The following is a 15,517-nucleotide window of genomic DNA, read 5'->3' on the forward strand; positions in this document are numbered from 1 at the left end:
TTCGGTTGGTTAAGCAGCTTACATCATGCCGCCCATACCACCCATGCCGCCCATACCGCCAGGAGGCATACCGCCACCATCATCAGATTTCTCTTCAGGCTTGTCGACGATCGTGCACGCGGTTGTGAGCAACAGAGCTGCGACACTTGAAGCGTTTTCAAGGGCGATTCTGGACACTTTGGTCGGATCGATAACACCGGCTTCCATCAAATCTTCGAATTTTTCAGTTCCAGCGTTAAATCCGTAAGCGCCATCTTTTTCTTTGATTTTCTGTATAACAATAGAACCTTCCCAGCCTGCATTTTCAGCAATCTGGCGAACCGGCTCTTCCAAAATGCGTTTCAAAATATCAATACCAATCACTTGATCGCCCTCGACTTTTAACTTGTCCAAAGCTTTCAGAGTGCGGATATAGGCAACGCCACCACCGGGCACAATGCCCTCTTCAACAGCAGCGCGTGTAGCATGCAGAGCATCTTCGACACGGGCTTTTTTCTCTTTCATTTCTACCTCAGTAGACGCGCCAACGTTAAGCACAGCCACACCGCCAGCCAGTTTTGCAAGACGTTCCTGCAGTTTTTCTTTGTCATAATCAGAGGTTGAGGTTTCAATTTGCTTTTTGATCTGGGCGATTCTATTCTGGATATCTTCAGATTTGCCTGATCCTTCAACTATGGTGGTATTGTCTTTGTCAATGGATACGCGTTTGGCCTGACCAAGATCAGAGACCGTTGCATTCTCCAGCTTGAAACCGGCTTCTTCAGAAATGACACGACCGTTGGTCAGAATAGCAATATCTTCCAACATGGCTTTCCGGCGATCTCCGAATCCCGGTGCTTTAACAGCAGCAACCTTGAGAGTACCACGCAATTTGTTGACAACCAGAGTTGCAAGAGCTTCACCATCTACATCTTCGGCAATGATGAGTAACGGTTTGCCCATTTGTGATACTTTTTCCAGAACCGGAAGCAGATCTTTCATGGCGCTGATCTTTTTGTCATGGATCAGAATCAACGGCTCATCCAGAGAAGCTTCCATGGTTTCGGAATCCGTAACAAAATACGGTGACAGGTAACCACGATCAAATTGCATACCTTCAACCACTTCCAGGCTGGTTTCCGTAGTTTTGGCTTCTTCAACCGTGATAACGCCGTCTTTACCGACTTTTTCCATTGCGTCAGCGATCAGACTTCCGATTTCAGCATCGTTATTAGCCGAAATCATACCGACCTGGGCAATTTCCTTTTTACCGGGAAGCGGTTTACTGATGTTCTTCAGTTCCTCAACAATAGCCTTGACACCCGCTTCGATGCCTCGCTTGATGTCCATGGGGTTGGAACCGGCAGTTACATTCTTTATTCCCTCACGCACAATACCCTGAGCCAAAACAGTCGCAGTGGTTGTACCGTCACCCGCAATATCACTGGTTTTGGAAGCGACTTCTTTAACCATCTGTGCGCCCATATTTTCCACCGGATTTTCCAGTTCAATCTCTTTTGCTACGGTTACACCATCTTTGGTAACAGTCGGTGCACCAAATTTCTTATCAATAACCACATTCCGTCCCTTGGGACCCAGTGTGGCTTTGACCGCATTTGACAGTTGATCCACACCGCGTTTAAGCGATGTTCTGGCATCAACATCAAAATCAATCAGTTTAGGCATATTAAAAAACCTCCATTTTTATTTCAATTATAAAATTAGACAACCGCCAAGATATCGCTTTCTCGCATGATCAGATAATCTTCGCCGTCGATTGTGATTTCCGTACCTGAATATTTGCCAAATAAAACCTTGTCGCCCTTTTTTACGCTCATTTCTACTGTAGTTCCGCTGTCCGAGGCTTTTCCAGGCCCAACCGCCATCACTTCACCGTGCTGGGGACGTTCTTTGGCGGTATCCGGAATAATAATATTACCTGCTGTTGTGTCTTCCTCCTCAAGCGGTTTGACAACAACTCTGTCTGCCAAAGGTTTGATGTTCATATACTCCTCCTAAAAATTTGATTCCTTTTTTTAGCACTCACCACTACCGAGTGCTAACAATTAACACTGTAAATATAATCCTTTTTTTTGGAAATGCAAGAATTTTTTTATTTTTTAGCAGATAAAGGCAGATATTTTATGATAGTGCGCCATATCGACAGACCTTCTGCTGTTTTTCTGCCATACCGATACGTCATATTCTCGGTCTGAATCCTTCCCCTAACACTTCATGCACATTTTCGACAATGACAAATGCATCCGGATCCACTGCTTTGACACGTTCAACAAGCTTGCCGATTTCACGTCGACTGAGGACGGTGTAAAACATATCTCGATCCTGATTGGTATATAGTCCTCTTCCACGGATTACGGTACCTCCGCGTTCCATTTGCGTGGTAATAATATCAGCAATTTGATCAGTTTTCGACGAAATGATCGTTGCCGATCTTGCGTAATCAAATCCGTCAATGATGACATCAATAATTCGGGCGGATACAAACAATATAAACACCGCATACAGAGACAATGTAAGAGCCGGTCTTTCCTGAGACAGATCCTTAAAATAAATAACCAGCCCGGCCACTGCAATCACCAGAAAATCGACAACCATAAAACATTGTCCGGGTTTAATGCCCCAGCGTTTTTTCGCCACAGCCGCAACCACATCAGTTCCTGCCGTAGTGCCTTTAAATTTGAAAATAATACCAAGCCCCAAACCGACCAGCACACCGCCGGTTAAGACGGCCATCAAAAAATCATTCTGTATCAGATTCAACACGCTTTCACGGTCGTGCAAATGCAGAAACTCAAATCCCGGTATATCTCCCCGAAAAAAGTCAACAAAAAACGAGCTAATCGTGAACCCAAAGAATGTCCGGGTCCCGAAACGTTTACCCAGTTCGGCAATACCCCAAACGAACAAAGGAATATTAAACACCCACATCATCAAACCCACCGGCACACTTTCATTGGTCAAATAATGAACAGTCATTGAAAGTCCGGTTACACCACCGGGAACAACCTTGGCATTGACCAGAAACACACCTATTCCGAATCCCATAACAGCCGAACCGAGTAAAATGAAAAAATAATCGCGCCATATCCCCTTCTCACGCAACCCAAGTGCACTAATGATCTTTTCAATTTTGATTCCGAATAGAACCGTTATCTTTTTAAAAATGTTTGATGTCTTCACAAATTCCTCAAATAATATGCCTTATCCATTAAAAATGCAATCGCAAATAAACAGCGGGATTGAATTTCAAATCCAGGTTATGGCTTATATGTTTGGTGGTAATTTCCATAGATCCGGTATCATGAATCTGAGATGCATTTTCAAATGTATAATGCAGCCAGCGCGCGGAAACCGCAAGACTTAAATAACGACTCAAGAAAACTTCGGCGCCGGTTGAAAATCCGGCGCCAATCGTCAGTTGTGATTGTGCGAGTCCGGCATCCTGATTGTCCGGCAGTTCACGTACTCCTCCGCCATAACCGAAATGTGTAAAGACGCCAAAAAACGGACTGATTTTGCTTTTCGGACGATTATAAAACCGCAATTCGGGAAAAACATGAATGGCATAGTGTGTCGTATCCGGTCCATCCTGTTGAGTTGACGGATATTCTATCGAAGAAGTGCTGTGACTAAAATGACCATTCACATTAACAAGAAACATTTGTGTTGGAGAAAACATAATACCATACCCGAATTCTTCGCCAAAATCCGTGATACGCGCGGAAACATTAGACGTACCCGGGGATGTTGCGAAACCATGCGGAATCATAAATATCAGTATTAAAAATATGAGTTGCTTCATGGACATTCTCCTTGTTCCTATAATTGACACGTTTCACAATAAAACGTACTGCGCCCGGATAATCGGATCTGCTTTATAGCTTGTTTGCAAATCTTACACGGCACCCCACTTTTGGCATAAACAGCAAGGTCCTGTTGAAAAAAACCGGGTTCACCCTGTGCGTTTCTATAATCTCGAAGTGTTGTTCCTCCGCGCTGAATAGCCTCACCCAGGATATCTTTGATGGCACTGACAATTTCAGTTATCTCAGAATCTGTAAGTCTATTCGATGCTCTTTCCGGTCTGACTTTGGCCCGAAAAAGCGCTTCATTGGCATAGATATTTCCAATACCGACGACAATATTGGAATCCATAATCAGAGTTTTAATAGACCGCCTTGATCGCTGAGCGGTTGATTTTAAAAAATGGGGCGAAAAATCAACAGACAGGGGTTCAACACCCAGTTTATTAAACCGGGGATGCTGTTCAAGATTCTGAGTGTACGCGACATCCAGAAAGCCGAACCGTCTTGGATCCCGATAACGGATTTGCCAGCCGGACTCTAAATGAAAGACGACATGAGAATGAGCTTCCAGCGGGTAATCCGGACGGAATCTGCCCAGTCGTCCGCTCATACCCAGATGGATAAACAGAGAATAGCCGCTATCCATATCCCAAATCAAATATTTTGAGCGCCGCCAAACACGGTCTATGTTTGCGCCGCAAATATGTTGGTTCAACTTGCGTATCGGTACAGTCCAGCGCAAATTCTGGTTTAGAACGGAGAACTGAGTAATTCGGTCAGCGACCAAAAACTGCATTGTTGCTTTGATCGTTTCAATTTCCGGCAATTCAGGCATATCAGAATCGATTAATTTTCAGAGTCAGTAAAAATATCATCTTAGCTCCAGTCCCGTTTGTGAGCATGACGATGACGTTGTTCCATTTTTGCTACCCTGCGTTGTTCCGGCGTATCAGGCGCTCCCGGTGCTTTGGAAGAATGGGACAAACGTTCAGCTTCTGCTATACCAATGCGCTCACGGCAGATACTGAATATCTCCATGACATTGCGCTCGGCTTTTACGCGTAAATTTTTACGGCCTGGACCTGATGATATCAGTTTAACTCCTTTTTCGTCATAGTTGCAACGTGAAAAATCCTTCCAATACCCACTGATTTGCTCACCCGTATACTCGTTGTTCTTTATAAATTTCATGATATACCCATGCTCGTAAAGAGTCCACTCTTGAGCTTTACCGCGTGTTCTAAAGTAATTTACAGCCGGACCAATCACCAGAGGAATCGCATATAAAACGATAGAGGGAATTTTTTTGATCATCGGTAAATAGTCTTCACCGTATCGGATCACAAACACCACAGCCAGTAATAAAAGACCAATCAAATAAAACAGAAATCGGTTTGAGGTTTTCGGGGTATACACCCAGGTTTTTATCGATTTTCCCAGGGAATTACGACTGTCTTTTTGATTTTGAGATGCTTGAAACATTGCCATACTCCATCTTATGGTATCACATCAATCATATCATGAGCGAGCTGCCGAACGCTTTCCCGATAAGCTTTTTGCAACGCCTTGATAATATGCTCGGTATCAGACCCTGAAATATCAGTACGATGTTTGATTGTTTTGCTCCAAAAGGGTTTTGCACCCTGCATTTCGTACAACTCGAAACGCAGCGTGACCAGGGCATATCTTTCATCCATACGCCTGCGGTCTTCAAAATGTTCCAGGACACCGGTTAGTATGATCGCATCCCCTCCGCCTGCTGCAACCGTTTGAACATCCTGAAATAATCCGGAATTTCTAAAGAAATTGACAGTCATATCAGTCAGCATTACAGCAGGGGGCAATGCCCATTGATTATAATGATCATAGTCTAATTTAAAAGGTTCCAGAGAATAGAGCATTTTCTGCTGCGTGAGCAGAGGATGTGCATTAAAGGGTTTTACAATCAATGTTTTGCTAAAAGCAGGATCATAATCCAATGGTCCCCACTCCTGAAATCGATAATATTGCATATTTGGGGCATGCCCGCAGGCCATCATAAGAAATATCAGTAACAACAATACAGGGAATACGTTTTTCATTGTACAGCCTTTCGTTTTGGCGGATAGTCTTTTCGTATCGCACTCCAGGGTTTTTCTTTCAGAGTTTGACTGAACTCGTTCAGATTCCGTGTCATTGAATTCAGATTATCCAGTATCTGTTTCATATTCACTTCATTTGCACTGAGACCGTAATCCAGATCCGTTAACAACTCATTAACGTGGGTTACGGTTTCCCCGCTTTGTGCAAGCAGCTTATTCAGTCGACTGACACTTTCAGTCACAGCAGAGTCCTTACTGACAAGGATGGTATCCAGATCGATCAAAACTTGCTCTGTATGCGATGATAAACTTTGAACAGCGGACAGTGTTTCTTTTAAATCCTTTTCTGTCATTTCTGCGATATTACGGGCGGATCTCAGGGTGGCGGTCAAGTGTTCGCGATTCTCGTCTGTAAACATACTGCTCAGCCGCTCGGATAATCCTGAGATTTGATTGATCATCTGTGAGGCTTCACCGGCCATTTGTGCATAAGAGGTAACCTGTTCGCTCTCTATAAGAGAGCCGGGTTCCAATAGATCAGATTCCGGTGAACCGGGTGTAATCTCGACGTAAAATGATCCCATGATCCCGACTGTGGTTAAAAAGGCTTTGCTGTCCTCACGGACAGGAGTGCCCTCTTCAACTTTAATGATTATTTCAGCACCGGGGTATTCCTTCCCGACAAGCTGCACCTTGTTTACCTGTCCAACCAGCATGCCTGCAAAACGCACTTCAGAGCCGGGCTCAACTCCGCCCACATATCCGAAACGGGTACGGTAGACTTTTTTATTCCCCCAGTTCCCGGCGCCCATAATGATAAACAAGAATGCAAACAAGAGCACCAGACTCGCCAATATAAACAGTCCGGCTTTGATTTCATTTTTTTGATATTCCAAAACAATAGATCCTGTTGTTTAGTCTCTTACCAATTCATTTAAATAGTCATCCGGATCCAGCTGTTCTTGATCCGGCTCTCTCCGCAGAAACTGCTTGACAAAGGGATCAGTATCATGAATCATTTCTTCATAACTGCCTAAAAAGCGAATCTGCCCGTCATGCAGCAGAGCAATGCGGTCGGCAATCGTCTTTACGGATTCCATTTCATGGGTTACCACGACAATTGTCATTTTCAGCGCTTTTTTGAGTTTCAGGACAAGATTATCAATACCTGCCGCTACGATCGGATCAAGACCGGCAGACGGTTCATCACAGAACAAAATATCCGGATCCATTGCAATAGCGCGGGCCAACGCAACGCGTTTTTTCATACCCCCGGACAACTGCGCCGGCATAAAGTTTTCAAATCCGGACAACCCCACCAGGCCCAGTTTCATACGTGTGATAATTCGAATCGTCGAGAACTGCTGAGGTGTATGCTCGGTCAGCGGAAGGGCAACATTTTCACCCACGGTCATCGAATTGAACAAAGCGCCGTTCTGAAACAGCATACCTATTCGCCTTAACAGCTTTTCCTGCTGCGCTTCATTCGCTACATTTAAATCGATATTTTTAATTCGGATATGGCCTTTATCCGGCTTATTCAATCCAATCAGATGTCTGAGCAGCGTACTTTTGCCGCATCCGGAACGTCCGAGAATAACCAGAGTTTCGTGCGGATAGATATTCAGGTTGATACCATTGAGTATAACATGTCCGCCGTAACTCGTCTGCAGATTGCGTATTTCTATAATAGGTTCTTTTTTTTCCATAATCTATAACGTAGAGTAAAACAACATGGTGAATAAAAGGTCAGCAAGTACGACCAGGAAAATTGACGTCACCACGGAGGCCGTTGTAGATTTTCCAACCCCCTCTGCTCCGCCTTTGACCTGAAATCCCTGAAAAGCTCCAACCTGTGCAATGATAATGGCGAAAAAGAAACTTTTTATCAATCCGGTAATAAAATCTTTTGCCACAATAGCATTGATGGTTTCATTAAAATAGGCAACAAATGTCAATTGAAGATTGGCAACACCCAGGACAAAACCGCCTGCAATCCCGACAAAATCGGCAACCACCGTCAAACAGGGAAGCACAAGCATCATGGCCAGAGTGCGCGGCACGACCAGGAATCCGACAGGATTCAGCGCCATTGTCTGCAATGCGTCAATCTCTTCGGAGACTTTCATGGTGCCGATTTCTGCTGCAATCGCTGATCCGCTGCGGCCGGAAACCACAATAGCGGTGATCAGCGGACCCAGCTCACGGCACATTGCCACCCCCACAAGATCGGCCACATAGATCAGCGCTCCGAATTGTTCCAGCTGATAAGCAGCCTGCATGGCAATGATCAATCCGGTACTGAATGCAATAATAGAAACGATCGGTATTGATTCCACCCCCATTCGGACCACCTGTGTACTGGTAAATGCCCAGCGAATTTTTTTACCCCGCCATGGTCCGGTAAAAATCCACGAGAGGGTCCGTCCGCTTTGTCTGAAAATTCTTGCCACATAGACCAAAAACAAAACAGCACGACGTCCGGTATTGCCTGCCTGCTGTTTCATAACGGCAGATCCAGTTCTTTTTTTGCTGTGTTGATGTCATTATAAATTGTGAAAATTTTATCCAGTTTTGTGAGTTCGAAAACCTGGCGCACACTTTCCTGAAGACCGGCAAGCACAATTTTTCCGCCATACTTTTTGCTGTACTGCAGTCCTTCGATCAGCGTCGCAACCCCTGAACTGTCCATATAATTCACATTGTCCAGATTTACCAAAATCAATTGTACCTGTTTGTTTGCCGCGTTCATAATAGCTTTACGGACCAGGGGTGAAGAGTACATATCAACTTCTCCACTGATCTCATAATAAGCAAACGCGGTATCGACATGTTCGTTGATCTTTAAATTCAATTATTTCCTCGTGGTATTATTTTGTACATGTATAACTTGTTACCGGATTTCTCCGCAAAAGACCATTCTGTAAAATCCATAACCGATTTAATCAGGTAAACACCCAGGCCGCCGGGACGAATTTCGTCGAGTTGCCTTGATTTTATTTTAGCAACATCAATCGGAGTTCCCGTATCCAATAGCGTAAACTCTATTTTTTCGTCATCAATTCCCGAAACAAGCCGTATCGTGTGATTTGTTTCCTGATGATAGGCATGGCGTATTATATTCGAACAGGCTTCATCAAGCGCCAAAACAATCTTGCTGCAAGTCCGTTTGTTGAATCCGGCCACATGACACATTTGTCCGACCGCTGCTCTGACGATACAGAGCAAAGCCGGGTCACTTGCGAATTGAATTTCCACATGTTTCTTCATAGCCATATCAGCAAACCCGGTGTTCAGTGTGCTTCAAGCCAGCTTGCTCCTGCTCCAATGTCAACACGAATCGGGACATTGAGAGAAATAGCGTCTTCCATTTCCTGGCGTATCAGCGGTTCAATATCTTTTAATTCCGATTCAGGACAATCGAATAACAACTCGTCATGAACTTGAATGATCATCAGAGTCTGCAGTTGTTCCGCTTCAAGCCTTTTTTGAATGCGAATCATTGCTATTTTGATTAAATCCGCTGCGCTTCCCTGAATCGGTGTATTGATTGCCGTTCGCTCGGCAAAATCCCGGACACGCCGGTTATCACTCTTGATCTCCGGCACGTAACGACGGCGATCATATAGAGTCGTAACAAATCCGTTTTCCCGGGCTTTGTGTACAATATCAACCATAAATCTCTGTACATCCGGATAATTTGCAAAATAGGATTTAATAAACTCGTTGGCTTGTTCAGGCGATATATCCAATCGATTGGCCAACCCGTAGGCGCCCATGCCGTACATGATGCCAAAGTTCACCTCTTTTGCTTTGCGACGCTGGTCCGCACTGACAGCTTGTTCTTCTACATCAAAGATCAGAGCGGCAGTACGTGTGTGCACATCTTTGTCGTTTCTAAATGCTTCAATCAATGTCTCATCACCGGAAAGATGCGCCATAATACGCAATTCGATCTGAGAGTAATCTGCATCAATCAGAACATGTCCCTTGGCCAGCGGAATAAAGGCGTTGCGAATTTTACGCCCGACTGACGTGCGTATGGGGATATTTTGTAAATTTGGATTACTGGACGACAGCCTGCCTGTCGCAGCAATCGTCTGATTGAATGATGTGTGTATTTTCCCGGTTTTGGGATGAATTAATTTAGGCAGAGCATCCACATAAGTTGATTTCAGCTTTGCCAGTTGACGATAATCCAATATGCTCTTGGGCAGATCGTGAGATTTTGCCAATTCTTCAAGAACAGAAACATCAGTGGAATAACCGGTTTTGGTGCGCCGGACCACGGGCAATTCGAGTTCCTCAAACAGAATCTTGCCCAGCTGCTTGGGCGAGTTGATATTGAACTCTATACCTGCCAATTCGTAAATCCGCTTTTCCAGCGATGTCAGTTCAGACTGCAATTCCTTTGACATGGTTCTCAAATAATCCAGGTCAAGAGAAACGCCGTTATATTCCATCTTTGCCAGAACATAAATCAAAGGCACTTCGATATCGGTCATCAGGCGTTCAAGGTTCATTTCCTGCATCTTGGGTTTCAAAAGTTCCCACAATCGCCACGTCATATCTGCGTCTTCACCTGCATAATCACTGACCTGTTTAATCGGGATTTGATCCATGGTTTTTTCTTTTTTCCCCGCACCGATCAGTGTCTTGATAGGAATTTTCTTGACATCGAAATAATGCAGACTCAAGGCGTCCAAACTATGCTGACGGACTGAAGGGTTCAAAAGATAATTGGCCACCATCGTATCAAACAGCAGACCCCGGACATAGATGCCAGAGTGCCAGAGCACTATTATGTCATATTTTGCATTATGCGCACATTTTGTTATCGATTCGTCCTCTAAAATCGGCTTGAGTTTGGCAAGCACCAGCTTGATATCCAAAGGCTGTTCTTCCTCCGTCAGCATGTCCGGCCCCTTGACCGGTAAATACCAGGCCTGTCCGCTTTTCCAGGAAAAAGAGAGGCCGACCAGCTCAGCGCGCATCGGTTCACTGCTGGTTGTTTCGGTATCAAAGGCAAAATGAGATTGCTGCGCAAGTTCTTTGATAAAACCATCAAACGTCTCGTCATCGCAAACACAGTTGTATTCAGTTTCAATTTTTTGTTTTTCAGGCGCGAAACGGTTCATCATGCCATGAATCTGCATACTTTGAAAAAATTTAAACGCTTTTTCCGAATCAATTTCCGGGCGTTTCAGGTCAAGCGGAGATAGGTTCAGCGGAACATTTAGATCAATGGTGGTGAGCTGTTCGGACAATTGTAGATGATTGTCCTCCTCTTGATCTTTTTCAATTTTAGTCCGGGTGCGATTGTCTTTCATCGAATCAAGATGAGCCAATATATCTTGAAGAGAATCATAGACCGTCAATAACCGTGTCGCTGTTTTCGGACCAATCCCCTTTACGCCGGGAATATTATCCGAGGTATCACCTGTCAAGGCCAAAAAATCTTTAATCTTTTCAGGCGGGACCCCCATTTTTTCTTTTACACCATCCGCATCAAGCCATTGGGGTTTGCTGCCGGCCCGGCCGGGATCAAGAACCACAATCGAATCATCAACCAGCTGAAGCAAATCTTTGTCGCCGGAGACAATCACGCTCTGTAGATTTTTTTCCACCGCCTGTTTGGCCAGAGTACCGATGACATCATCAGCCTCGAATCCATCCTTTAACACAATGGGAATATCAAGCGCTTTTAACAGTTCTGTGATTCTCGGCAGCTGATCCGACATATCCTGCGGCATCTCTTCTCGATTGGATTTGTATTCTTCATAAAGTTTATGTCGAAAAGTAGGTTCAGATGTATCAAAAACAACGGCCAGGTATTCCGGATTTTCATCTTTTAAAAGATTAAATAACGTATTTGAAAATCCGTAAACAACACTGATATTTTCTCCGCGTGAATTTGTCAGAGGATTGCGCGCAAAGGCATAGTAGACCCGATAAGCCAGCGCCATTCCGTCGATTAAAAACAAACGAGGCTTTATATTCATAAACATTCCGTATATTGTATTCTCTTTACAAACTCTAATGTAAGGGTTAAATGTATGTTTTGCAACGGAAAATTCCCATACAGTAAATCTTTATATTTGCCTCTGTACATAAAATCCATTATATTCTCTTGAGAAGAGGATATAGTCCGTCCTTTTCTCTCCGGCAACTCGTAGCAGGTATTGCTTTTACAAATAGAGGTCCTTTATGAAGTTTTCGTCCGGCATCACTATCTTGATTTTGTTTATCACGACCCATGGCCTGTATGGCGGCATTCATTCCGCTGCAAAAAGCCTTCCTTTAAATAACCGGGATTCAAAGTTTTCAGCTCCTGTGATTCATTTATCCGAAAAAGCTGCGTCTCCGGTCAGTCAGTTAGTCTTTCCAGCCACATCAAATAAAAGTGTCATTGACAGCATCATTTTCGTACGACAGGGCTATTATTACAAATACACCGGAGCCATGAACAGTGATCACAATTGGACCTCTACGTTATACCAGACCTGGGATTATGATTCGGACATTTGGAGTGACCTGTATCGGACTCTTTATAGGTATGATGCCCGGGGAAACCGAATCGAGACTTTGGAGCAACTCTGGGACAATCAAGGTGCAAAGTGGGTTCAAGATACCCGCAATACACGCGCATTCAGCGATGACAAGCTCACAACACAGCTACAGGAAATGTGGAATAGCGAGGAACAAAGCTGGGAAAAAACGGAACAGGTTCATTTCGCTTGGGATAAAGACGGAAATATACAAAGCACAACACTGCAGTCCTGGGACAGCCTTTCCGGAAGCTGGAAAAATAATCGCAGTTACTCATTCACTTATACCGATAAAGGCCGGCAAGCCACGGGGCTTTTGCAAACCTGGGACGGTCAAAGCGAAACATGGGTGAACGAAATGCGGGAATTTTACACCTATTCACAAGGGAAATTAATACACTACCGGGCAGATCGGCTTGACAGCCTTTCAGGAAAATGGATCAACAATTGGCAGCAAACCAACCATTATGACAATGCCCGGCAATTAATTTACGCAATTTACAAACAGTGGATAGAGGATGAACAAGATTGGCGTAATGATCAGCAGGTACATTATGAATACGATGATAACGGCAACCGTCTGCATGGACTCTGGCAATCCTGGAACGCGCTCTACCAACGCTGGGAAGATTACTGGATGATGACCTATGAATACGACGAGTCCGGAAATATGATACTATTTGAATCCAGAGGCTGGAACGGCTATGAATGGGTATCAGGATCCGCTGCCTGCGAATTTGAGGATGCCTATCACAATTTTTCATTCACTTGCAGTGAGTTGTCTGCATACTATTCCTCTGTCTCCCCGGTGCACCACCGAAATCAGCCTTTGAATTTCAGACTGATGCAGAATTATCCCAATCCCTTTAACCCCGTAACCTGCATCGAATATGAGCTTTCGCATCCCTCCCACGTTCAGCTCATTGTTTACAATGCAATTGGAGAGCAGATCGACAAGCTTGTTGATTCAATGCAATCAACAGGATCGCACCAGGTTATTTTTGACGGTAGCGCACTGCCCTCCGGATCGTATTATTACATTCTAAAAACGGATCACAGAGTCGACTCTAAAAAAATGTTGATGATAAAGTGAATATTATATTATTTTAGCACATTTTTCTTGCATATTTGACAAATAATGACTAAATAAATGTACAGTCAATCCGGAACCGTTAGCTTTCAGACGCAAATTCCATTCATCGTCGAACGCTACAACGCATTCTGATGCTTGTGTTGAAAATTGGCACTACCCGGAACCACCATGACTCTGAATACACCCACCTAGACAAAGAACTCTGAAAATCATACAAAGATATAACCTTTTCTGAACCCGAATCACTTTTTGTCCATAGGAATAATAAAGATTCGGTTTGCCTTTGCAATATCAGCCTTACTTTTTATAAAATAAGAATACAAGAGTCATTGGACTTGCGACATCAAACGTTTGGCTTTATAATATTTTTAAATTCATTATTTACTAAACAGCGAGGGGAGTGCAATGAAAACTCTGATTCTGTTGTTGCTGTGTGCTGGGATGCTATGTCCTGTTCATTCCCAGACACTATCCGGCCGCGTCTATGAGGGCGCAACCGGGACCGAACCTCCGACAGCCAATCCGCTGAACGGGGTTACGGTGGAACTCTGGGGTTCAAACAATCAGGGAACTCTGGATCAAAGAGTTGATGTAACCACAACCAATTCAGAGGGGTGGTACGGTCTTGAAGCAGAAGGCTCCTGGGAGTTTTATTCCATCAAAGAAATCAATCCCGGCGGTTATTCTTCCAATGGCGCAACCAGCGTTGGCGGCGCCGTAAAAACAGCCGATCTGATCGAGTACATGTATCCGTTATCCGGGAAAACCTTGACCGGCAACAAATTCTGGGATGCCAAAGATCAGCCGGACAACAATCCGCCTGTGGCGGAAGCGGACGGTCCGTACAACGGCTACACGGGTGTTTCGATGACTCTGGACGGCAGCGGCTCCTGGGATCCGGATGTCGGCGATTCCATTACTCAGTACCAATGGGATCTGGACGGGGACGGACAGTATGATGATGCCACAGGAGCTAAACCGCAGTATACCTGGAATTCTCTATTCTCCGGCACCATTTATTTACGTGTTTACGACAGCCACAATTCGAGTGATGCTGATTCCGCTTCTGTCAATATCAGGGAATTTCAACAAGATAAAGCTGTGATCAAAGGCTTCAAGTTTAATGATCTCAATCAAAACGGACAGCGTGATTTAGGAGAACCGGGTATACCGGGATGGGAAATAGTATTGGATGAACATCCCTTTTCATCACCCGATCAATCAACATTAACCGACAGTACGGGTGGATATTCATTTACCGTAAAACCGGAAAATGATAGCACATTGTGCCTTCTCTATGAAAAATCTAAAAACGGCTGGACTGTTACCTCTGACTCGGCCTATTATGTAAATGTACACGCAGGACAAGTCGTTACGGGCATTGATTTCGGTAATTATCAACGCGAATCCAGCGAGTTTTTTGATTTCGGTGATGTGCCAACCCCCTATGACCCGTTCGCCCACTATACCGTGCATCAGTCCTTTTACCTGGGCAGCGGCATTGATTCTGAACTGGCGCATCAGCCGGACAGCGATGCGCAGGGCGACGACAAAGCGGATTCGGATGATGAAGACGGTATTGTACTGACCAGTGCGTTACTGCCCGGTCAGCATGCCAGTTTGGATGCCACGGTCTACGGCACGGCTGAACATGAACCGCGGCTCGAAATCTGGATCGATTTTGATCAGAACAACGTCTGGGATAATTATGATAAAATTGTCGATGACCATGTAACCACGGGTACGTATACGTACCCGTTTCTGGTGCCGGGAACCGCTCTCACCGGCAAAACCTACATGCGCGCCATCTATAGTGACTGGGGGCCTTTCCCCCGAATGGCATTGCGCATGGAGAAATTGAGGACTATGCCGTCGAAATTGGAACATCCGGTTCCATCACAGTCGTAAAAATCGCCTCTCCGGCGGATGATACACCGTTTCATTTTGGAAGCGATCTCGGTCCGTTTACTCTGCAAGATCCGAGCAAAC

At 44.7% G+C, this 15,517-nt stretch carries 15 protein-coding genes; 2 read left to right on the top strand and 13 right to left on the bottom strand.

Annotation, left to right across the window (positions count from 1 at the left end):
* Positions 1-18: 18 nt before the first annotated feature.
* The 13 genes from groL to polA all read right to left on the bottom strand — a co-directional run bounded on the left by groL (position 19) and on the right by polA (position 11,889).
* Positions 19-1,665 carry a chaperonin GroEL gene (gene groL, locus U5R06_06730; protein ID MDZ7722504.1) on the bottom strand — a complete coding sequence of 549 codons (1,647 nt, stop codon included), beginning with the start codon at positions 1,663-1,665 and terminating at the stop codon, positions 19-21.
* Between the two features lie 35 nt (positions 1,666-1,700).
* Entirely contained in the window at positions 1,701-1,985 is a 285-nt protein-coding gene (gene groES, locus U5R06_06735) for a co-chaperone GroES (GenBank protein MDZ7722505.1), read from the bottom strand.
* A 193-nt stretch (positions 1,986-2,178) separates the two neighbouring features.
* Positions 2,179-3,180 (bottom strand): YitT family protein, encoded by a 1,002-nt coding sequence (locus tag U5R06_06740; GenBank protein ID MDZ7722506.1) that lies wholly within the window; start codon positions 3,178-3,180, stop codon positions 2,179-2,181.
* Between the two features lie 28 nt (positions 3,181-3,208).
* Positions 3,209-3,802, bottom strand: a complete 594-nt coding sequence (locus U5R06_06745; protein ID MDZ7722507.1) for a hypothetical protein — start codon at positions 3,800-3,802, stop codon at positions 3,209-3,211.
* Between the two features lie 17 nt (positions 3,803-3,819).
* On the bottom strand, positions 3,820-4,641 hold the full coding sequence (gene mutM, locus U5R06_06750; protein ID MDZ7722508.1) for a bifunctional DNA-formamidopyrimidine glycosylase/DNA-(apurinic or apyrimidinic site) lyase: 822 nt from the start codon (positions 4,639-4,641) through the stop codon (positions 3,820-3,822).
* 41 nt (positions 4,642-4,682) lie between these two features.
* Positions 4,683-5,288 carry a hypothetical protein gene (locus U5R06_06755; protein ID MDZ7722509.1) on the bottom strand — a complete coding sequence of 202 codons (606 nt, stop codon included), beginning with the start codon at positions 5,286-5,288 and terminating at the stop codon, positions 4,683-4,685.
* Positions 5,289-5,302: 14 nt separating this feature from the next.
* Positions 5,303-5,887, bottom strand: a complete 585-nt coding sequence (locus U5R06_06760; GenBank protein ID MDZ7722510.1) for an ABC-type transport auxiliary lipoprotein family protein — start codon at positions 5,885-5,887, stop codon at positions 5,303-5,305.
* Positions 5,884-6,783: an MlaD family protein gene (locus U5R06_06765; GenBank protein MDZ7722511.1), complete on the bottom strand. Its 900-nt coding sequence runs from the start codon at positions 6,781-6,783 to the stop codon at positions 5,884-5,886. The genes U5R06_06760 and U5R06_06765 overlap by 4 nt, the downstream gene beginning before the upstream one ends.
* An 18-nt stretch (positions 6,784-6,801) precedes the next feature.
* Complete coding sequence (locus U5R06_06770) at positions 6,802-7,596, bottom strand: ABC transporter ATP-binding protein (GenBank protein ID MDZ7722512.1); 795 nt, start codon at positions 7,594-7,596, stop codon at positions 6,802-6,804.
* Between the two features lie 3 nt (positions 7,597-7,599).
* On the bottom strand, positions 7,600-8,394 hold the full coding sequence (locus U5R06_06775) for an ABC transporter permease (protein ID MDZ7722513.1): 795 nt from the start codon (positions 8,392-8,394) through the stop codon (positions 7,600-7,602).
* A complete protein-coding gene (locus U5R06_06780; protein ID MDZ7722514.1) occupies positions 8,391-8,741 on the bottom strand; it encodes an STAS domain-containing protein in 351 nt (116 codons plus the stop codon). Before U5R06_06780 ends, U5R06_06775 begins: the two co-directional genes overlap by 4 nt.
* Positions 8,738-9,163 carry an ATP-binding protein gene (locus U5R06_06785; protein ID MDZ7722515.1) on the bottom strand — a complete coding sequence of 142 codons (426 nt, stop codon included), beginning with the start codon at positions 9,161-9,163 and terminating at the stop codon, positions 8,738-8,740. Before U5R06_06785 ends, U5R06_06780 begins: the two co-directional genes overlap by 4 nt.
* 17 nt (positions 9,164-9,180) lie before the next feature.
* The gene (gene polA / locus U5R06_06790; GenBank protein MDZ7722516.1) at positions 9,181-11,889 is read right to left on the bottom strand and encodes a DNA polymerase I; all 2,709 of its coding nucleotides are present in this window, start codon (positions 11,887-11,889) and stop codon (positions 9,181-9,183) included.
* A 205-nt stretch (positions 11,890-12,094) separates the two neighbouring features.
* On the opposite strand from polA, the gene U5R06_06795 reads away from it, so the two are divergent.
* Both U5R06_06795 and U5R06_06800 read left to right on the top strand, forming a co-directional pair.
* Positions 12,095-13,528 (top strand): T9SS type A sorting domain-containing protein, encoded by a 1,434-nt coding sequence (locus U5R06_06795; protein MDZ7722517.1) that lies wholly within the window; start codon positions 12,095-12,097, stop codon positions 13,526-13,528.
* Between the two features lie 405 nt (positions 13,529-13,933).
* Positions 13,934-15,436: an SdrD B-like domain-containing protein gene (locus tag U5R06_06800; GenBank protein MDZ7722518.1), complete on the top strand. Its 1,503-nt coding sequence runs from the start codon at positions 13,934-13,936 to the stop codon at positions 15,434-15,436.
* Positions 15,437-15,517: the final 81 nt, after the last annotated feature.

It is taken from the genome of candidate division KSB1 bacterium (assembly GCA_034521575.1).
Taxonomy (GTDB): domain Bacteria; phylum Zhuqueibacterota; class Zhuqueibacteria; order Residuimicrobiales; family Krinioviventaceae; genus JAXHMJ01.